This window comes from Streptomyces coerulescens, assembly GCF_042657965.1.
GTDB lineage: Bacteria > Actinomycetota > Actinomycetes > Streptomycetales > Streptomycetaceae > Streptomyces > Streptomyces coerulescens.
This window is the reverse complement of record NZ_JBHSKM010000002.1, coordinates 833,165-851,468: the sequence shown is the minus strand read 5'-3', so window position 1 is coordinate 851,468 and position 18,304 is coordinate 833,165. Positions and strand designations below refer to the sequence as shown.

The window sequence follows — 18,304 nt, the reverse complement described above, 5'->3', positions numbered from 1 at the left end:
CTAGTTTCCTTATCGTGGAACTTCAATGGTTTGTTGACGTCGAGATTCTCTGAGTCGAGGGATAGTGGCGCTCAGTGCCACCCCGCTCACTCAAGGTGGACCAGATCGGCCTCCGTGTCGATGTCGTACGGCCGCGCCACGTCCCCGCACTCGACGAGCGTGATCGCCCGCTCGTGCTCCCTGAGGTAGGCGCGCGCCCCCCGGTCGCCGGTCGCGGTCGCCGCGATGCCGGCCCAGTGCGCGGCGCCGAGGAGGACGGGGTGACCGCGTACCCCGTCGTAGACCGCCGAGACGAGCGACGCCTCGTTCGCGTACGCGGCGCGTACGCGCCCGACCGCCTCCGGCCCGATGCCGGGCTGGTCGACCAGCGAGACGAGCGCCGCCCGCGCCCCCGTACCGGCGAGCGAGTCGAGCCCGGCGCGCAGCGAGGATCCCATGCCGTCGGCCCAGTCCGGGTTCTCCACCAGGACGCAGCCGCCGAGTTCCGCCCGCTCCCGTACGGCCTCGGCGCCGGCGCCCAGCACCACGTGGACGCGGGCACAGCCGGCCGCGCGCAGCACCCCGGCCGCGTGCTCCACGAGCGGCCGGCCACGGTGCGGGAGCAGGGCCTTGGGGCGTCCGCCCAGGCGTCGTCCGCCGCCGGCGGCGAGCAGCAGACCGGCGACCGGGGGCGGTTCCTTCTCAGCCATGCGTCACGTTCTTCTGCGTCATGCGTCCTGCATACCTGACACCTGCGCGAGTGCCCGACTCCCAACGACTGAATTTCCGTCCGCGTGGTGGCGCTCGGGCAATGGGTGGCGTTTACTGGCCCGCGTCCCCGGCGCCCGAGCTGTGCCAGGGGCGCTCGGCGGGGATTGCGCGATGGCTGGCGCACAACGGCGTGCGAGGGGGAGCTTTGTTGCGGAGCTTGGGGCAGAGGCCGGTGACGGGCAGCGACGAGGACTCGAGGGTGGCGGAACTGCGGACGGCGGTGTCCCGGCTGCGCCGTGAACTCGCCGCGCATCCTGCCGAGTTCCCGGACCGCGCCATCGCCGAGGACGAACTCGCGGCACTGGCCGCGATGGTGGTCACGGGGGCGCCGGAGACTCCCCGGCTGCGGAGGTCGCTGCTGCTGATCGCGGGCGCGATCGGCTCGGTGAGCGCACTGTCCCCGGGGCTCACCCAGGTGCGTGACGCGGTGGAGATGTTCGGCGAACCGCGCAGTTAGGTCAGAGCCGGCGCCGGGCCGGGAAGTCCCCCCGGTAGCCCGGGTTCCCCGTCCGTGGCTCGAACTGGTCGCAGAGCCAGGTCTCCTGGACGAACTCGGTGCGCTGCGGCCAGATGGCGAAGATGCCGTTCGGGCCGCGTTTGCCGTCGCAGCGCCGGTAGGCGTCCTTGGCGTCCCGGAAGCAGGCCAGCCCGGTCATCATGCCGTGGCCCACCGGGAAGTAGTCGGACCAGGCACAGCTGATGCACGCCTTCAGCCGGGTGCCCGGGGGCAGCGCGAGCGCGATCTCCTCCAGCCCGTCCTCGAAGTCGTACGTGGGATGCGTGGTGCGGTAGTCGCGCCCGTCGAGACGCAGGGTGACGGTCAGGTGCTCCTCGTCCAGGCCGCCCGAGACCTTCGGGTTCCCGAGCCGCAGGGCGCAGTGCACCGTGGCGAGGCGCTCGCCGTGCCCCTCGAACTCGACGGGCATCGTCAGCTCCCACTCCAGGAGGCAGGCGCACAGATCCCCGTCGAGGAAGGTGAACATCGCGTCGACCGGCGGATCGCCCGCGAGAGCGCCGAGCGTGTCCATCGTGTCGCCCTCGAAGGGGACACCCCTGATCGTCGTACGGATCGACTCCCGGCCGTCCGACTCGAGGACCATCTCCTCCGAGCCGTGCCGGTCGGTGTACCGCCCTGCCCAGCTCGGCACCGGAGTCAGGCCTGGTTCTGGGCGGCCAGTGCCTCGGACAGTTCACCGGCGACCTGCTGGAGCACCGGCACGATCTTCTCCGTCGCCGCCTCGGTGACCCGGCCGGCCGGACCGGAGATCGAGATCGCCGCCGCGGTGGGGGAGTCGGGGACGGGGACCGCCAGACAGCGCACCCCGACCTCCTGCTCGTTGTCGTCGACCGCGTAGCCGGCCCGCCGCACGTCCTCCAGCGCCGCGAGGAATCCGTCCGGCGTGGTGATCGTCTTCTCCGTGGCGGCCGGCATCCCGGTACGGGACAGCAGCGCGCGCACCTCCTCCGGCGGGAAGGAGGCGAGCAACGCCTTGCCGACGCCGGTGGAGTGGGGCAGCACGCGCCGGCCGACCTCGGTGAACATGCGCATCGAGTGCTTGGACGGCACCTGGGCGACGTAGACGATCTCGTCGCCGTCGAGCAGCGCCATGTTCGCGGTCTCGCCGGTCTCCTCGACGAGGCGGGCGAGGTAGGGGCGGGCCCAGGTGCCGAGGAGCCGGGAGGCGGACTCGCCGAGGCGGATCAGGCGCGGGCCGAGGGCATAGCGGCGGTTGGGCTGCTGGCGTACGTATCCGCAGGCCACGAGCGTGCGCATCAGGCGGTGGATGGTGGGCAGCGGCAGCCCGCTGCTGGCGGACAGCTCGCTGAGGCCGACCTCGCCACCGGCGTCCGCCATCCGCTCCAGCAGATCGAAGGCGCGCTCGAGGGACTGGACCCCGCCGCCGTTGGACTTGGCGGTGTCGGTGGTGCTGGCGCTGGACGTCGGCACGGCGCGTTCCTTTCGGGACCGGTGGAAGGGTAGAAGCCTACCCGTCGGTCGGTTGACTCCCTGGTTGTGCGTAGCTACGTTCTGCTTGATGGAATTGTAATTCCGCTTTGTGGAAACGTCCAGAGAGTGTCGCACGGGTGCACTGTGGAGAAGTGTGCCCTTGACGGCACCGGAACGGGAGTGAAGACTCCTTCAACAGAACGTTGAATTCCGCTGAGCGGAAGTCATGGGGCGGCAGAGAGGGGTCCGGGTGTCCGACGCTGAACTGGTGCTGCGCTCGACGCGCGTCATCACCCCGGAGGGGACACGGGCCGCCTCGGTCGCGGTCTCCGCCGGCAAGATCACGGCCGTACTCGGCCACGACGCCGAAGTCCCGTCCGGCGCCCGGCTGGTGGACCTCGGCGACGACGTCCTGCTGCCCGGCCTGGTCGACACGCACGTGCATGTCAACGACCCCGGGCGCACCGAGTGGGAGGGCTTCTGGACCGCCACGCGCGCCGCGGCGGCCGGTGGCATCACCACCCTCGTCGACATGCCGCTCAACTCGCTGCCGCCGACCACGACGGTCGACAACCTGCGGACCAAGCAGGACGTCGCCGCCGACAAGGCGCACATCGACGTCGGCTTCTGGGGCGGCGCCCTGCCCGACAACGTCAAGGATCTGCGCCCGCTGCACGAGGCCGGTGTCTTCGGCTTCAAGGCGTTCCTGTCGCCGTCCGGCGTGGACGAGTTCCCGCACCTCGACCAGGACCGGCTGGCCCAGTCCCTGGCCGAGATCACCTCCTTCGGCGGACTGCTGATCGTGCACGCCGAGGACCCCCACCACCTCGACGCCGCGCCGCAGCACGGCGGTCCCAAGTACGCCGACTTCCTCGCCTCGCGCCCGCGGGACGCCGAGGACACCGCCATCGCCCAGCTGATCGCCCAGGCGAAACGCCTCCACGCGCGCGTGCACGTACTGCACCTGTCGTCGTCCGACGCGCTGCCACTGATCGCCGAGGCCAAGCGGGACGGCGTACGGATCACCGTCGAGACCTGCCCGCACTACCTCACCCTGACCGCCGAGGAAGTCCCGGACGGCGCCAGCGAGTTCAAGTGCTGCCCGCCGATCCGCGAGTCCGCCAACCAGGACCTGCTGTGGCAGGCACTGGCCGACGGCACCGTCGACTGTGTCGTGACCGACCACTCGCCCTCCACGGCCGACCTGAAGACCGACGACTTCGCCACGGCCTGGGGCGGCATCTCCGGACTCCAGCTGAGCCTGGCGGCCGTCTGGACCGAGGCCCGCAAGCGCGGGCACGGCCTGGAGGACGTGGTCCGCTGGATGTCCGCGCGGACCGCTCAGCTCGTCGGCCTTGACCGGAAGGGCGCCATCGAGGCCGGCCGCGACGCGGACTTCGCCGTCCTCGCGCCCGACGAGACCTTCACCGTGGACCCGGCCGCCCTCCAGCACCGCAACCGCGTGACGGCTTACGCGGGCAAGACGCTGTACGGCGTCGTGAAGTCCACCTGGCTGCGTGGCGAACGCATCGTCGCGGACGGCGAGTTCACCGACCCGAAGGGGCGACTCCTCACCCGGACCCACTGAATCCCACCCACCGACCTCGAAAGGCAGACCTGATCACCGTGACGGCGATACCCGGCTTCACCGGCGACGCGAACCCCTACGGCGGCGGCGACCCGTACGCGGACTACCGCACCGCCGACTTCCCCTTCACCCAGTACGCCAACCTCGCCGACCGCCGCCTCGGCGCCGGAGTCATCGCCGCCAACGACGAGTTCTTCGCCCAGCGCGAGAACCTGCTGGTGCCCGAGCGTGCCGAGTTCGACCCCGAGCACTTCGGGCACAAGGGCAAGATCATGGACGGCTGGGAGACCCGGCGCCGCCGCGGTGCCTCCTCCGGGCACCCGTGGCCGACGGCCGAGGACCACGACTGGGCGCTGGTGCGCCTCGGCGCGCCGGGTGTGATCCGCGGGATCGTCGTCGACACGGCCCACTTCCGCGGCAACTACCCGCAGGCGGTCTCCGTCGAGGGCGCGTCCGTACCGGGATCCCCGTCGCCCGAGGAACTGCTCGGCGACGACGTCAAGTGGACGACCCTGGTCCCGCGCACGCCGATCGGCGGCCACGCGGCGAACGGTTTCGCCGTCTCCGCAGAGCAGCGCTTCACCCATCTGCGGGTCAACCAGCACCCCGACGGCGGCATCGCCCGGCTGCGCGTGCACGGCGAGGTCGTGCCCGACCCCGAGTGGCTGGCGGTGCTGGACACCTTCGACGTGGTCGCCCTGGAGAACGGCGGCCAGGTCGAGGACGCCTCCGACCTGTTCTACTCGCCCGCCACGAACACCATCCAGCCGGGCCGCTCCCGCAAGATGGACGACGGCTGGGAGACCCGCAGGCGCCGCGACCAGGGCAACGACTGGATCCGCTACCGGCTGGTGGCGCAGTCCCGGATCAGGGCCGTCGAGATCGACACGGCGTACCTGAAGGGCAACAGCGCGGGCTGGGCGTCGGTGTCGGTGCAGGACGGCGAGGACGGTGAGTGGACGGAGATCCTGCCGCGCACCCGCCTCCAGCCCGACACCAACCACCGTTTCGTGCTGCCGGAAGCCGCCGTCGGCACGCACGCGCGCGTGGACATCTTCCCGGACGGCGGCATCTCCCGGCTGCGCCTGCACGGCTCCCTGACGCAACAGGGCGCGGCTGCCCTGGCGGCGCGCCACCAGGAGCTCGGCGGCTGAGCCCGTGGGGCGCACCGGCCGGACAGCACCGGTGCGCCCCACGTCCATTCACGCCGCGTGGCCCCCGTCCACCGCGAACTCCGTCCCCGTGACGTAGTCCGCCGTGGCCAGGTACGCGACCGTCGACGCCACCTCGTCGGCCGTGCCGAAGCGGCCCAGCGCGGTCATGGCCGCCTGCCCGGACGCGAACGGGCCGTCGGCCGGGTTCATGTCCGTGTCGATGGGACCCGGGTGGACGATGTTCGCCGTGATCCCGCGCGGGCCCAGCTCGCGGGCCAGCGCCTTCGTCAGCCCGATGAGCGCCGACTTGCTGGTCGCGTAGAGCGTCCCGCCGGGGCCGGGCACCCGCTGGGTCATACAGGTGCCGATGGTGATGATCCGGCCCCCGGCGCCCATCCGGGCCGCCGCCGCCCGTGAGGTCAGGAAGACGCCCCGGACGTTCACCGCGAGGACCCGGTCCACATCGGTGAGCGACAGGCCCTCCAGCGGCCCCAGCACGCCGATGCCGGCGTTGTTCACCAGCACGTCCAGACCCCCCAGCGCCTCGGCGGCACGGTCCACCGCGTCCTGCGCCTCCGCCGCGTCACCGGCGTCCGCCCGCAGTGCCACGGCCCGTCGGCCCAGCGCCTCGACGGCCCGTACGACGTCCTCGGCCGCCTCCTTGCCGTGCACATACGTCACGGCGACGTCCGCGCCCTCCCTCGCCAGCCGCAGTGCCGTGGCCGCGCCGATGCCGCGGCTGCCGCCGGTGACCAGGGCGACCTTGTCGTGCAGAGTTCCGTAAGTGGTTGTCATGGGTCCATCCCAGCCCCGCGGGGACCGCGATGCTGGCGGCCGACGGACACGGAGGTCGTCCTCCTCCGGTCCCGCACCATCGACCACCGATGAGTTGCGGGTGCCGGCGGGGTCTGAGCTCATGACAGCAGACGCCACCCCGGAAAAGAGGCACTCGTCATGGGCAAGCTCGTCTCCACCCTCTTCGTCACGCTCGACGGTGTCTACCAGGCGCCCGGCGGCCGGGAGGAGGACACCCGCGGCGGCTTCGAGCACGGCGGCTGGGTCTTTCCGTACGCCGACGACGACTTCGGGCAGTTCATCACCGAGGTCTTCGGGCGCCCCGCGGCCTTCCTCCTCGGGCGGCGTACGTACGACATCTTCGCCTCGTACTGGCCGAAGGTGACCGACCCGGCCGACCCGGTCGCCGCCAAGCTCAACGCGCTGCCGAAGTACGTCGCCTCCTCCACGCTGACCGACCCCGAGTGGGCCGGAACCACCGTGGTCAGCGGTGACCTGGGCAAGGAGGTCACCGCCCTCAAGGAGCGCACCGACGGCGAGCTCCAGGTGCACGGCAGCGGCGCCCTCGTCCGGTCGCTGCTGGCCCTCGGTCTCGTGGACACCCTGCACCTGCTGACCTTCCCGGTCGTGCTCGGTTCGGGCCACCGGCTGTTCACGGAGGGCGCCGTGCCGACCGCTTTCAAGCACACCGGCGGCAGCAGCACGAGCACGGGCGTCGCCATCAACTCCTACGACCTGGCGGGCCGCCCCGAGTACGGCACCTTCGGACTTCCCGAAGATGCGTGAAACACCCCTCGTCGGCGCTCTCGCACGGCCTCATGGAGATCGGGTGAGAGCGCCGGGGCGCACGTTAACTTCCCGAGAACTCATCGGACGCGAAGGGAAAATCTCCCTTCTTGACATTGACATGCCACTGTCTACGCGCGTCATCATGAAGTCATGAGATTCCCCCCACGAATCACTCGCATCGGCGCCGCAGCCGCCGTCCTGTCCGCCCTTCTCGTCGGCGGCACCGTCACCGCCACGCCGGCCGCCGCGGCCGTGGGCAGCATCTGCTACGGCGACCTGCCCTCCCAGGCGCACGACACGCTCGACCTCATCGAGCAGGGCGGTCCCTTCCCGTACGAGCAGGACGGCACCGTCTTCCAGAACCGGGAAGGCATCCTGCCGAGCCAGTCGGCCGGGTACTACCACGAGTACACCGTCATCACTCCCGGGTCCCCCACACGCGGAGCTCGCCGGATCGTCACCGGTGAGGAGAACCAGGAGGACTACTACACGGCCGACCACTACGAGTCGTTCGACCTGGTCGACTACGGCTGCTGAGCCCGCGGGCCACGGTCGACGCCGAGGAACGGTGCGACCGGCCGGAAGTCCGGTCCGGGTTCAGCCGGACTTCCGGCTCTCGGCGGCGGCGAACAGCGCGAACGCCAGCACCAGCAGCGCGATGCTCGCGTAGATCTCGAAGCCGTCGAGGAAGCCGATCCGCTGCACGAGGCCCCACTTGAGGTCGGTGAACTCGTGCACCAGACCGGCGATGCCCTGCACCAGGGCGATGAATCCGAAGATCTCCAACAACTGCTTCATGTCATGACTCTCGCCCCGCGGACCCCCCACACCAATCGGCCGCGGGGCGAGGCATGACCGACGGAAGTCCCCCTTCCGCGCGGGCCGGCGCGTCGAAAGTCGGCGATGCCGCGACTTTGGTCGGTGATCGTGCCCAAGGAAGAGCATCCGTGCCCGTCACTGCGTAGATTTGTCGACCGTGAGTGGTGACAGGCAGGAGCACGCCCCGCAGGCGTTCGCGGGGCCGCGCTGGCTGCTGCCGTCCGCCCTGGTGAAGGAACTCGGACTCGACCCCGGACGCTCCGGGCGAACCCGGCGCACGGCACGCGACTGGGTGGTCGACTTCTCCTGCTTCCTGCTCGCCGTGTTCATCGGGCTGCTGGCCGCCGACACACTGCGCAGCGAGGACCTGCCGGACGGCTACGCCGCCTTCGACCAGGTGCTGGGCGCCCTCTCGTGCGCCGCGGTGTGGCTGCGGCGCCGCTGGCCCCTCGGGCTCGCCGTCGCGATGGTCCCGATCGGCTTCGTGTCCAACACCGCGGGCGGCGCGAGCGTGGTCGCCCTCTTCACCCTCGCCGTGCACCGGCCCTTCCGGTACGTCGCCTGGGTGGCCCTGGCGGACCTGGCGCTGGTCCCGCTGTTCTTCTGGCTGCGCCCCGACCCTGACGTGCCGTACATCTGGGCGATCGTCTTCGGCATGCTGCTGACGGGCGCGATCGTCGGCTGGGGCATGTTCGTACGGTCGAAGCGGCAGCTCATGCTCAGCCTGCGCGACCGCGCCCTGCGCGCCGAGACCGAGGCCGGTCTGCGCGCCGAGCAGGCGCAGCGGCTGGCGCGCGAAGCCATCGCCCGGGAGATGCACGACGTCCTGGCCCACCGGCTGACGCTGCTCAGCGTGCACGCCGGGGCCCTGGAGTTCCGGCCCGACGCGCCCCGTGAGGAGATCCAGCGGGCGGCGGGCGTGATCCGGGAGAGCGCACACGAGGCCCTCCAGGATCTGCGGGAGATCATCGGCGTGCTGCGGGCGGGCGAGGCCGATGACGGCGGCCGCCCCCAGCCGACCCTCGCGGCACTGGAGGCGCTGGTCACCGAGTCCCGCGAGGCCGGCATGAAGGTCACCCTCGACCAGCGCGTCACCGACCCGGGCGCCGTACCCTCCTCCGTCGGCCGCACCGCCTACCGCATCGCCCAGGAGGGCCTGACCAACGCCCGAAAGCACGCCCCCGGCACCGAGGTCACCGTGACGGTGACCGGCGCATCGGGCGAGGGCCTGTGCGTCTCGGTGCGCAACCCCGCGCCCGAGGGCCCGGTCCCGCACGTCCCCGGCTCGGGACAGGGCCTGATCGGCCTGACCGAGCGGGCCACGCTCACGGGCGGACGGCTGGAGCACGGGCCCACGGCGGACGGGGGGTTCGAGGTGCGGGGACTGCTGCCGTGGGCGTGACGTTCGGGGAACCCGGGGTGCGGGGGTCACACCTCACGGTCCGGCACCTGAAGTCCGAACAACCGTGATTACGTAAGGCACATGACTGCGATCAGGCTCCTCCTCGTCGACGACGACCCGTTGGTCAGGGCCGGGCTGTCCTTCATGCTGGGCGGCGCCGACGACATCGAGATCGTCGGCGAGGCCGCCGACGGCTCCGAGGTCGAGGCGCTGGTCGACCGCACCAGGCCGGACGTGGTGCTGATGGACATCCGGATGCCGTCGGTCGACGGTCTCACCGCCACGGAGCGCCTGCGCGGCCGCAAGGACGCCCCGCAGGTGGTGCTGCTGACCACCTTCCACGCCGACGACCAGGTGCTGCGCGCCCTGCGCGCCGGGGCCGCCGGATTCGTGCTCAAGGACACCCCGCCCGCCGAGATCGTCGCCGCGGTGCGCCGTGTCGCGGCCGGCGACCCGGTCCTGTCGCCCACGGTCACACGGCAGTTGATGGACCACGCGGCCGGCGCCGCCGCCGACACCCGCCGGACACGCGCGCGTGAACGGCTCACCGCCCTCAACGACCGCGAACGCGAGGTCGCCGTCGCGGTGGGCCGGGGTCTGTCCAACGCCGACATCGCCGCCGGACTCTTCATGAGCGTCGCCACCGTCAAGACCCACGTCTCACGTGTCCTGGCCAAGCTCGACCTCAACAACCGTGTCCAGATCGCCCTGTTGGCGTACGACGCGGGACTGTTGGAGGAATTGGGGGACAACGGGCACTAGTGCCGCATGCCGTGCGTTCTCGGTGCAGTGGGAGGGGGAACGCCATGGTGGAAGTGATCGACCTGGGGGAGTTCGGCGACGGGTTCCGTACGGACCCGCACCCGGTGTACGCGCGGCTGCGCGCCGACGGCCCGGTGCACCGGGTGCGGCTCCAGGAGCCCGACGCGCACCACGAGACCTGGCTCGTCGTGGGACACGAGGAGGCGCGCGCTGCGCTCGCCGACCCCAGACTCGCCAAGGACGGCAGCAGGATCGGGGTGACGTTCCTCGACGAGGAGCTGATCGGGAAGTATCTGCTGGTCGCCGACCCGCCCCAGCACACTCGTCTGCGCGGCCTGATCACCCGCGCGTTCACGATGCGCCGGGTGGAGGAACTGCGGCCGCGGATCCAGCAGATCACCGACGAGCTGCTGGACGCGATGCTCCCGCAGGGCCGCGCCGACCTGGTGGACTCCTTCGCCTACCCGCTGCCGATCACCGTGATCTGCGAGCTGCTCGGCGTGCCAGAGATGGACCGCACGGAGTTCCGCAAGATCTCCACCGAGGCAGTCGCCCCGACGAGCGCACAGAGCGAGTACGACGCCTTCGTGCGCCTCGCCGAGTACCTCACCGAACTCATCGAGGACAAGCGCTGCGCCGGCCCGAGCGCCGACCTGCTGAGCGACCTGATCCGCACCACCGCGCAGGACGGCGACCGGCTCTCCCCGCAGGAGCTGCGGGGCATGGCCTTCGTCCTGCTGATCGCGGGCCATGAGACGACGGTCCACCTCATCACCAACGCCGTCCACGCCCTGCTCACCCACCCCGGCCAACTGGCCGCCCTGCGCGCCGACATGACCCTGATCGACGGTGCGGTCGAGGAGGCGCTGCGCTACGAGGGGCCGGTGGAGAACGCGACGTTCCGGTTCGCCGCCGAGCCCCTGGAGATCGCCGGGGTGCCGATCGCCTCGGGCGAGGCGGTGATGATCGGCCTCACCGCCGCCGACCGGGACGCCGCCCGTTTCCCCGCCCCGGAGCGCTTCGACATCCGCCGCGACACCCGCGGCCACCTGGCCTTCGGCCACGGCATCCACTACTGCCTGGGCGCCCCGCTGGCCCGCCTGGAAGCGCGCACGGCGATACGGTCCCTGCTGGAGCGAGCCCCGGACCTGACCCTGGACGGACCGCCGGGTCAGTGGCTGCCGGGAGTGCTGATCCGCGGGGTGCGGAGTCTGCCGGTGCGCTGGTAGCACGGCGCGCGGACCGGGTGCCGGCGCCGCCGGGGGCCCGCCCTCACAGCGCCGTGTGCTGAGTCCCGCCCGGTAGTTCGGCGATGGCGACCGGTCTTCGGTCGCGTCTCGACAGCTCGCACGCCTCCGAGATCCGCAGCGCCTGCAAGGCCTCGCGGCCGTCGCAGGGGTTGGCCCGCTCGCCCCGCACGACCTCCACGAACGCGTTCAGCTCCGCCTCGTACGCGGGCCCGAACCGCTCCAGGAATCCCGGCCACGGCTTGTCCGCGGCGGGCGGCCCCGTCGGCTCGGTGGACGCGACCGGCGTACGGTCGTCCAGACCGACCACGACCGTGTCCAGCTCACCGGCCAGCTCCATGCGCACGTCGTATCCGGCGCCGTTCAGCCGGGTCGCCGTGGCCGTGGCGAGTGTGCCGTCGTCCATCGTGAGCAACACCGCCGCCGTGTCCACGTCGCCCGCCTCACGGAACATCGCGGGTCCGGCGTCGGACCCGGCCGCGTACACGTCGACGACCTCGCGCCCGGTCACCCAGCGCAGTACGTCGAAGTCGTGGATCAGGGTGTCCCGGTACAGGCCGCCGGACAGCGGCAGCCAGGCGACCGGCGGCGGCGCCTGGTCGCTGGTCAGCGCGCGCACCGTGTGCAGCCGCCCGAGCCGGCCGGAGCGCACCGCCTCGCGGGCGCCCGCGTAGCCCGCGTCGAAGCGCCGCTGGAAGCCCATCTGGAGGATCGTCCCGGCGGTCTCCACCTCCCCGATCGCGTGCAGCGTCCCCGGCAGATCGAGGGCTATGGGCTTCTCGCAGAACACCGGGAGCCCCGACCGGGCCGCCCGGCCGATCAGTTCGGCATGGGCCGACGTCGCCGTGGTGATCACCACGGCGTCCACGCCCCACCGGAAGATCTCGTCCACCCCGGGCGCCGCCGTCTCACCGAGCCGGTGGGCCAGCTCCTGGGCGCGCGCGGCGTCCGCGTCCGTGAGGATCAAGGAGCCGACGTCGCGATGACGGCTGAGCGTGTTGGCGTGGATCGTGCCGATGCGGCCCGTACCGATGACCCCGATGCGCATGGAAACAAAGTGCGGGTTCAGTGCGTACGCTGTCAATGCAAATGTCCGGACAATCAAACTACACGACTTCCCGTCAACAACGCGTAGAGCTACAGTCAGGCCGTGCCGAAACCAGAAGTGGACCCGACCGTGGAACTCGAGCTGAGCGTGGACCGGAGCAGTCCGGTGCCCTTGTACTTCCAGCTGTCCCAACAGCTCGAAGCCGCGATCGAGCACGGAGCGCTCACACCCGGCAGCCTGCTGGGCAACGAGATCGAGCTCGCCGCACGCCTCGGTCTGTCCCGTCCGACCGTCCGGCAGGCCATCCAGTCGCTGGTGGACAAGGGTCTCCTGGTGCGCCGCCGGGGCGTAGGCACACAGGTCGTGCACAGCCAGGTCAAGCGCCCGCTGGAGCTCAGCAGCCTCTACGACGACCTGGAGTCGGCCGGCCAGCGCCCGGCGACCCGGGTGATCGTCAACACCGTCGTCCCGGCGTCCGCCGAGGTCGCGGCGGCGCTCGGGGTGGCCGAGGACAGCGACGTGCACCGGATCGAACGGCTGCGCCTCGCGCACGGCGAGCCGATGGCGTACCTGTGCAACTACCTGCCGCCCGGCCTGCTCGGCCTGGACACCGCGCAGCTGGAGGCCACCGGCCTGTACCGGCTGATGCGCGCGGCCGGCATCACCCTGCACAGCGCCCGCCAGACCATCGGCGCCCGCGCCGCCACCGCCGCCGAGGCCGAGCGCCTGGCCGAGGAGGAGGGCGCCCCGCTGCTCACGATGCAGAGGGTGACGTTCGACGACACGGGCCGGGCGGTCGAGTACGGCACCCACACATACCGCCCGAGCCGCTACTCCTTCGAGTTCCAGCTCCTGGTCAGATCCTGACCGGACCGCTTGGTACGTAGCAATGTCAGGACATTGAACGTCCTGGACTGTGACGCCTTCGGGGGCGCGGGGAACTGCGCGAGCGACCACGAACGACCCGCGGACGGCGTATGACGTGAACCACCCCATGGTTTCCCGGTACGGCACCCGTACCTGCGGTGAGGCAGAATCGGCCCTGATGAGCACCTACCGCGACTTCACCGCCCCCATCGGCTCGAGGCGGGCCCCCGTTCTGAGGACGGTGGGCCCCAGAGAGCGCCGCTCACACCTGTCGGCGCCCAGAGTTCCCACCGTGGGCATCGACATCGGCGGCACCAAGGTGATGGCGGGCGTCGTGGACGCCGACGGCAACATCCTGGAGAAGGTCCGCACGGAGACCCCGGACAAGTCCAAGAGTCCGAAGGTCGTCGAGGACACCATCGTCGAACTGGTCCTGGACCTGTCCGACCGCCACGACGTGCACGCGGTCGGTATCGGCGCGGCCGGCTGGGTCGACGCCGACCGTGCCCGCGTCCTGTTCGCGCCCCACCTGTCCTGGCGCAACGAGCCTCTGCGCGACCGGCTGGCCGGCCGGCTCGCCGTGCCCGTCCTGGTCGACAACGACGCCAACTCCGCCGCCTGGGCCGAGTGGCGCTTCGGCGCCGGCCGCGGCGAGGACCACCTCGTCATGATCACCCTGGGCACCGGCATCGGCGGCGCGATCCTGGAGGACGGGCAGGTCAAGCGGGGCAAGTACGGCGTCGCCGGCGAGTTCGGCCATATGCAGGTCGTGCCCGGCGGCCACCGCTGCCCCTGCGGCAACCGCGGCTGCTGGGAGCAGTACAGCTCCGGCAACGCGCTGGTGCGCGAGGCGAAGGAACTCGCCGCCGCCGACTCTCCCGTGGCGTACGGGATCATCGAGCACGTCAAGGGACAGATCGGCGACATCACCGGACCGATGATCACCGAGCTGGCCCGTGAGGGCGACGCGATGTGCATCGAGCTGCTCCAGGACATCGGCCAGTGGCTCGGCGTCGGCATCGCCAACCTCGCGGCCGCCCTGGACCCCTCCTGCTTCGTCATCGGCGGCGGTGTGTCGGCCGCCGACGACCTGCTGATCGGTCCCGCGCGGGACGCCTTCAAACGCCACCTCACCGGCCGTGGCTATCGCCCCGAGGCCCGCATCACCCGGGCTCAGCTCGGCCCCGAGGCCGGCATGGTCGGCGCCGCCGACCTGGCCCGCCTGGTCGCCCGCCGCTTCCGCCGCGCCAACCGCCGCCGGGTCGAGCGCTACGAGCGCTACGCACGGTTCGCGGAAGCCCGCCGGACGTCTCAGGGGTCGGCGTGACCGTGTCCGTACCGCACCAGGCCGACTCCCCGGACGACCAGTCCGAGCCCGAGGGCCGTCGCCACATGATCCGCCGCCGGGCGCTCACCCTGCTCATCATCGTGCTGCTCATCGGCGTGCCGGCCGGCTACCTGGTGATCTCCGCCAACCAGAGCCGCGACAGCGGCAAGGACAAGGAGGAGAAGTACTCGGCGACCGGCCTCACCGAGGGCTGGCCGTCGCGGGTGCAGCGCCGGCTGTACCAGGTCCTGATCCCGGTTCCGTCGTACAAGGTCGCCTACTACGAGACGAACAACTGGAAGACCAGCCGTCTCTACGTCCAGTTCGAGACCACCAAGGACAACCTGGACGTGTTCCTCAGGTCCATCGGCGCCGACCGGGACGACCTGGAGGGCGACGAGATCACCATCAACGCCCGTGACCAGAAGATCACCGGCTGGGACTTCAAGGGCTCCGGGCCCTGGTACGGCCTCGTCCGCAAGCAGAAGAACCCGGCGCCCACCCAGGACATCGTCGTCAACCTGTCCGACCCGGAGCACCCGTTCGTGTACGCGGTCTCCCGCACGGTTCCCTGACGAGCCGGTGATCGGCCCGCGACGGTCGTCGGCCCGCGCAGGCCGCCGGGGCCGATTGTCAGACCCCGCCCGTAGAGTCGAAGACGGTTGACCGGACTCGAAGGCGGGAGGTGACAGGGCGTATGAGCGACAGGACCGCCGTGGCCGCGCGGACGGGCGGGACCGTCTCCGTGCGGCTCGCCGCCGTCTTCCTGCCCGCGTCCCTCCCGCGCGAGGGCCGGATCGCCTTCTGGGACCCGGAGGACGGCCCGCTGCCGGACAAGGACACCGAGCTCACCGAGCTCACCGTCGTACGACGCCATGGCGCCGGAGTCCGCCGCAGGACCGCCCCCGCGCTGACCCTGCCCCTCGGCGAGGCACTGCCGCTGCTGGTGCGGGCGCGGCGGGACCCGGCCGCCCACCCCGCCACCGCCTGCTGGGGCGCGGCCGCCCTGCACGCGCTGCGGCTCACCGCGCGCGGCCGGCTGCTGCCCGGCCTGACCCCCACCGGCCACGACGCCTGGCGGGCCGGCCCCCTCGACCCCGACGACATCGCCCATCTGCGCGCGGTCGCCGCGGCCCTGCCCCACGAAGGCCACGCGGTCCCCCTGCCCGGTCCGGGCCCGCTGCGGCTGCCCGAGCCGGAGGCGCTGATGCGCGCCTTCCTGGACGCGGTCGCCGACACCCTGCCCCGCACCCCCGCGGCTCCCCATGTCTCCGGGAAGCCGTTCGCCGCGCGCGAGGCCCAGCGCCTGCCCACCGCCCACGACTGGGCGGCCGAGGTCGCCGCCGGCATGGACGCGGGCGTACGGATCTCGCTGCGCCTGGACCTGTCGGCGTACGACCTCTTCGACGACCGGGACGACGGAGCACGCAGCGCGGGCGCGGCCATCGTCCAGGTGCACAGCCTCGCCGACCCCACCCTGTTGGCCGACGCGGCCGCCCTGTGGGCCGGCGAGGCGGACGACGCCTTCGGGCCACGCGCACGCGTGGACGCGGCGCTGGCCGTGCGCCGCGCGGCCCGGGTGTGGGCCCCGCTCGACCGCCTCGCCGAGCAGGACGTACCCGATGTACTGGCCCTGTCCGACGAGGAGTTGGGCGACCTGCTGGGGGTGGCCACGACCCGCCTCGCGGCGGCCGGGGTGGCCGTGCACTGGCCGCGCGACCTGGCGCAGGACCTCAGCGCGGCCGCTGTCGTCAGGCCCGCGCCCGGCTCGGCGACCGACGGCACCGGATTCTTCGAGAGCGAGGAACTGCTGCAGTTCCGCTGGCAGTTGGCGATCGGCGGGGACCCGCTCACCGAGGGCGAGATGGACGCCCTCGCCGAGGCGCACCGCCCGGTCGTCCGACTGCGGGACAGCTGGGTGCTGGTCGACCCGGCCCTGGTCCGCAAGGCACGCAAACGTGAACTGGGCCTGCTCGACCCGGTCGACGCGCTGTCCGTCGCCCTCACCGGCAGCGCGGAGGTCGACGGCGAGACGGTCGAGGCGGTACCGGTCGGCGCCCTGGCGGCCCTGCGGGACCGGCTCACGGCGGGAGTACGGCCGGCCGAGGCGCCGCCGGGCCTGCGGGCCACCCTGCGCGACTACCAACTCCGGGGCCTGGCCTGGCTGGACCTCATGACGTCCCTGGGCCTCGGCGGCTGCCTGGCCGACGACATGGGCCTCGGCAAGACGATCACGGTCATCGCCCTGCATCTGAAGCGCGCCCGCACCGCGCCGACCCTGGTGGTCTGCCCGGCGTCCCTGCTGGGCAACTGGCAGCGGGAGATCACCCGTTTCGCGCCCGGCGTCCCCGTCCGCCGCTTCCACGGCCCGGAGCGCACCCTGGACGACATGGACGCCGGCTTCGTCCTGACCACGTACGGCACCATGCGCTCGACGGCGCCGACACTGGCGCAGCACACCTGGGGCATGGTCGTCGCCGACGAGGCGCAGCACGTCAAGAACCCCTACTCGGCGACGGCGAAGGCGCTGCGCACGATCCCGACGCCCGCGCGCGTGGCGCTGACCGGCACGCCGGTGGAGAACAACCTCTCCGAACTCTGGGCCCTCCTCGACTGGACGACCCCAGGCCTCCTAGGCCCTCTGAAGGCCTTCCGCGCCCGGCACGCGCGAGCCGTGGAGAACGGCGAGGACGAGGAGGCGGTGGCCCGGCTGGCCCGCCTGGTGCGTCCGTTCCTGCTGCGCCGCAAGAAGTCCGACCCCGGGATCGTCCCCGAACTGCCGCCCAAGACCGAGACCGATCACCCCGTCCCGCTCAGCCGCGAACAGGCCGCGCTCTACGAGGCCGTGGTGCGTGAGTCGATGCACGCCATCGAGACGGCTCAGGGCATCGCGCGCCGGGGTCTGGTGCTGAAACTCCTGACGTCCCTGAAGCAGATCTGCGACCACCCCGCGCTGTATCTGAAGGAGGAGACGACGGCACCGGCCGACGACCGCCTCGCCGCCCGCTCCGGCAAACTTGCCCTGCTGGACGAACTGCTCGACACACTGCTGGCGGAGGACGGCTCGGCGCTGGTCTTCACGCAGTACGTGGGCATGGCCCGTCTGATCACCGCCCACCTCGCCGCCCGGGCGGTCCCGGTCGAACTGCTCCACGGCGGTACGCCCGTCCCGGACCGCGAACGCATGGTGGACCGCTTCCAGGCGGGCGCGACCCCGGTTCTGGTCCTGTCCCTCAAGGCCGCGGGCACCGGCCTGAACCTCACCCGCGCCAGCCATGTCGTGCACTTCGACCGCTGGTGGAACCCGGCGGTCGAGGAACAGGCCACCGACCGCGCCTACCGCATCGGCCAGACCCAGCCCGTCCAGGTCCACCGCCTCATCACCGAGGGCACCGTCGAGGACCGGATCGCCGAGATGCTCGAATCCAAGCGCGCCCTGGCCGACGCGATCCTAGGCTCCGGCGAATCGGCCCTCACCGAACTGACCAACCGTGAGCTGTCCGACCTGGTGTCCCTGCGGAGGGAGTCGTGACGGGGATGGGGGAGCGGTGGGGTTCGGAGCGCGGCGAACCGGAGGAGCCGGACGTGTCGCGGGAGCTGGGGGCGCCAGGGGGTGAGCAGGCGGTTTCTGCCGCCGAGGGGGCCGAGGGGGCCGAGGGAGCCGAGTGGGACGTGGAGCCGGGGGCGTCCGGTGATGAACGGGACGCGTCCGGCGGCGGGCCCGGGGCGACCGCGGAGCAGCGGAGCGCGTCGGGTGAGGAACGGAGGGGGTTGAACGACGAGTCGGAGGTGTCGGGGAGTGAGCAGG

Annotated in this window: 18 protein-coding genes; 12 read left to right on the top strand and 6 right to left on the bottom strand. The window is 71.9% G+C overall.

The window, feature by feature from the left end; genetic code table 11:
- Positions 1 to 86: 86 nt before the first annotated feature.
- On the bottom strand, positions 87 to 689 hold the full coding sequence (locus ACFPQ9_RS05290) for a nucleotidyltransferase family protein (RefSeq protein WP_380847251.1): 603 nt from the start codon (positions 687 to 689) through the stop codon (positions 87 to 89).
- Between the two features lie 206 nt (positions 690 to 895).
- Here ACFPQ9_RS05290 and ACFPQ9_RS05285 point away from each other — a divergent pair, with 206 nt between their 5' ends.
- Complete coding sequence (locus ACFPQ9_RS05285) at positions 896 to 1,207, top strand: DUF5955 family protein (RefSeq protein ID WP_380847248.1); 312 nt, start codon at positions 896 to 898, stop codon at positions 1,205 to 1,207.
- 1 nt (position 1,208) lies between these two features.
- Here the strand turns inward: ACFPQ9_RS05285 and ACFPQ9_RS05280 are convergent, their stop codons facing one another.
- Together ACFPQ9_RS05280 and ACFPQ9_RS05275 are read right to left on the bottom strand one after the other, a co-directional pair.
- Entirely contained in the window at positions 1,209 to 1,898 is a 690-nt protein-coding gene (locus ACFPQ9_RS05280; RefSeq protein WP_380847245.1) for a DUF6304 family protein, read from the bottom strand.
- A gap of 5 nt (positions 1,899 to 1,903) precedes the next feature.
- Entirely contained in the window at positions 1,904 to 2,698 is a 795-nt protein-coding gene (locus ACFPQ9_RS05275) for an IclR family transcriptional regulator (RefSeq protein WP_380847242.1), read from the bottom strand.
- A gap of 250 nt (positions 2,699 to 2,948) precedes the next feature.
- Between ACFPQ9_RS05275 and allB the strand changes: the two genes are divergently transcribed.
- Positions 2,949 to 4,286, top strand: coding sequence for an allantoinase AllB (allB, locus tag ACFPQ9_RS05270; protein ID WP_380847239.1), 1,338 nt, complete (start codon positions 2,949 to 2,951; stop codon positions 4,284 to 4,286).
- Positions 4,287 to 4,324: 38 nt separating this feature from the next.
- Positions 4,325 to 5,440, top strand: coding sequence for an allantoicase (alc, locus tag ACFPQ9_RS05265; RefSeq protein WP_380847236.1), 1,116 nt, complete (start codon positions 4,325 to 4,327; stop codon positions 5,438 to 5,440).
- Between the two features lie 48 nt (positions 5,441 to 5,488).
- Here alc and ACFPQ9_RS05260 read toward each other — a convergent pair whose 3' ends face one another.
- Positions 5,489 to 6,235, bottom strand: coding sequence for an SDR family oxidoreductase (locus ACFPQ9_RS05260; RefSeq protein ID WP_380847233.1), 747 nt, complete (start codon positions 6,233 to 6,235; stop codon positions 5,489 to 5,491).
- Positions 6,236 to 6,394: 159 nt separating this feature from the next.
- Here ACFPQ9_RS05260 and ACFPQ9_RS05255 point away from each other — a divergent pair, with 159 nt between their 5' ends.
- A complete protein-coding gene (locus tag ACFPQ9_RS05255) occupies positions 6,395 to 7,021 on the top strand; it encodes a dihydrofolate reductase family protein (protein WP_380847230.1) in 627 nt (208 codons plus the stop codon).
- A 153-nt stretch (positions 7,022 to 7,174) separates the two neighbouring features.
- Positions 7,175 to 7,561 (top strand): guanyl-specific ribonuclease, encoded by a 387-nt coding sequence (locus ACFPQ9_RS05250; RefSeq protein ID WP_380847228.1) that lies wholly within the window; start codon positions 7,175 to 7,177, stop codon positions 7,559 to 7,561.
- 60 nt (positions 7,562 to 7,621) lie between these two features.
- On the opposite strand, the gene ACFPQ9_RS05245 is transcribed toward ACFPQ9_RS05250, so the two are convergent.
- Positions 7,622 to 7,822 (bottom strand): hypothetical protein, encoded by a 201-nt coding sequence (locus ACFPQ9_RS05245; RefSeq protein ID WP_380847225.1) that lies wholly within the window; start codon positions 7,820 to 7,822, stop codon positions 7,622 to 7,624.
- A gap of 178 nt (positions 7,823 to 8,000) precedes the next feature.
- On the opposite strand from ACFPQ9_RS05245, the gene ACFPQ9_RS05240 reads away from it, so the two are divergent.
- The 3 genes from ACFPQ9_RS05240 (at position 8,001) to ACFPQ9_RS05230 (ending at position 11,236) form a co-directional block, all read left to right on the top strand.
- Positions 8,001 to 9,245: a sensor histidine kinase gene (locus ACFPQ9_RS05240; RefSeq protein WP_380847222.1), complete on the top strand. Its 1,245-nt coding sequence runs from the start codon at positions 8,001 to 8,003 to the stop codon at positions 9,243 to 9,245.
- Between the two features lie 81 nt (positions 9,246 to 9,326).
- Complete coding sequence (locus ACFPQ9_RS05235; protein ID WP_380847218.1) at positions 9,327 to 10,007, top strand: response regulator transcription factor; 681 nt, start codon at positions 9,327 to 9,329, stop codon at positions 10,005 to 10,007.
- 44 nt (positions 10,008 to 10,051) lie between these two features.
- Positions 10,052 to 11,236: a cytochrome P450 family protein gene (locus ACFPQ9_RS05230; protein WP_380847215.1), complete on the top strand. Its 1,185-nt coding sequence runs from the start codon at positions 10,052 to 10,054 to the stop codon at positions 11,234 to 11,236.
- A gap of 43 nt (positions 11,237 to 11,279) precedes the next feature.
- Here ACFPQ9_RS05230 and ACFPQ9_RS05225 read toward each other — a convergent pair whose 3' ends face one another.
- Positions 11,280 to 12,302 carry a Gfo/Idh/MocA family protein gene (locus ACFPQ9_RS05225; RefSeq protein ID WP_380847213.1) on the bottom strand — a complete coding sequence of 341 codons (1,023 nt, stop codon included), beginning with the start codon at positions 12,300 to 12,302 and terminating at the stop codon, positions 11,280 to 11,282.
- Positions 12,303 to 12,431: 129 nt separating this feature from the next.
- Between ACFPQ9_RS05225 and ACFPQ9_RS05220 the strand changes: the two genes are divergently transcribed.
- From ACFPQ9_RS05220 to ACFPQ9_RS05205, 4 genes are all read left to right on the top strand, one after another.
- Positions 12,432 to 13,169: a GntR family transcriptional regulator gene (locus tag ACFPQ9_RS05220; protein ID WP_107907907.1), complete on the top strand. Its 738-nt coding sequence runs from the start codon at positions 12,432 to 12,434 to the stop codon at positions 13,167 to 13,169.
- 178 nt (positions 13,170 to 13,347) lie between these two features.
- Entirely contained in the window at positions 13,348 to 14,496 is a 1,149-nt protein-coding gene (locus ACFPQ9_RS05215) for an ROK family glucokinase (protein ID WP_380847210.1), read from the top strand.
- On the top strand, positions 14,493 to 15,071 hold the full coding sequence (locus ACFPQ9_RS05210; protein WP_380847207.1) for a sugar kinase: 579 nt from the start codon (positions 14,493 to 14,495) through the stop codon (positions 15,069 to 15,071). Before ACFPQ9_RS05215 ends, ACFPQ9_RS05210 begins: the two co-directional genes overlap by 4 nt.
- A gap of 122 nt (positions 15,072 to 15,193) precedes the next feature.
- Positions 15,194 to 18,028, top strand: a complete 2,835-nt coding sequence (locus tag ACFPQ9_RS05205) for a DEAD/DEAH box helicase (protein WP_380847204.1) — start codon at positions 15,194 to 15,196, stop codon at positions 18,026 to 18,028.
- Positions 18,029 to 18,304: the final 276 nt, after the last annotated feature.

Excerpts from the sequence above, each read along its gene's own strand:
- ACFPQ9_RS05290 (WP_380847251.1), bottom strand. The coding sequence starts at position 689 with ATGGCTGAGAAGGAACCGCCCCCGGTCGCCGGTCTGCTGCTCGCCGCC.
- ACFPQ9_RS05260 (WP_380847233.1), bottom strand. The coding sequence starts at position 6,235 with ATGACAACCACTTACGGAACTCTGCACGACAAGGTCGCCCTGGTCACC.
- ACFPQ9_RS05255 (WP_380847230.1), top strand. The coding sequence starts at position 6,395 with ATGGGCAAGCTCGTCTCCACCCTCTTCGTCACGCTCGACGGTGTCTAC.
- ACFPQ9_RS05250 (WP_380847228.1), top strand. The coding sequence starts at position 7,175 with ATGAGATTCCCCCCACGAATCACTCGCATCGGCGCCGCAGCCGCCGTC.
- ACFPQ9_RS05245 (WP_380847225.1), bottom strand. The coding sequence starts at position 7,822 with ATGAAGCAGTTGTTGGAGATCTTCGGATTCATCGCCCTGGTGCAGGGC.
- ACFPQ9_RS05235 (WP_380847218.1), top strand. The coding sequence starts at position 9,327 with ATGACTGCGATCAGGCTCCTCCTCGTCGACGACGACCCGTTGGTCAGG.
- ACFPQ9_RS05230 (WP_380847215.1), top strand. The coding sequence starts at position 10,052 with ATGGTGGAAGTGATCGACCTGGGGGAGTTCGGCGACGGGTTCCGTACG.
- ACFPQ9_RS05225 (WP_380847213.1), bottom strand. The coding sequence starts at position 12,302 with ATGCGCATCGGGGTCATCGGTACGGGCCGCATCGGCACGATCCACGCC.
- ACFPQ9_RS05215 (WP_380847210.1), top strand. The coding sequence starts at position 13,348 with ATGAGCACCTACCGCGACTTCACCGCCCCCATCGGCTCGAGGCGGGCC.
- ACFPQ9_RS05205 (WP_380847204.1), top strand. The coding sequence starts at position 15,194 with ATGAGCGACAGGACCGCCGTGGCCGCGCGGACGGGCGGGACCGTCTCC.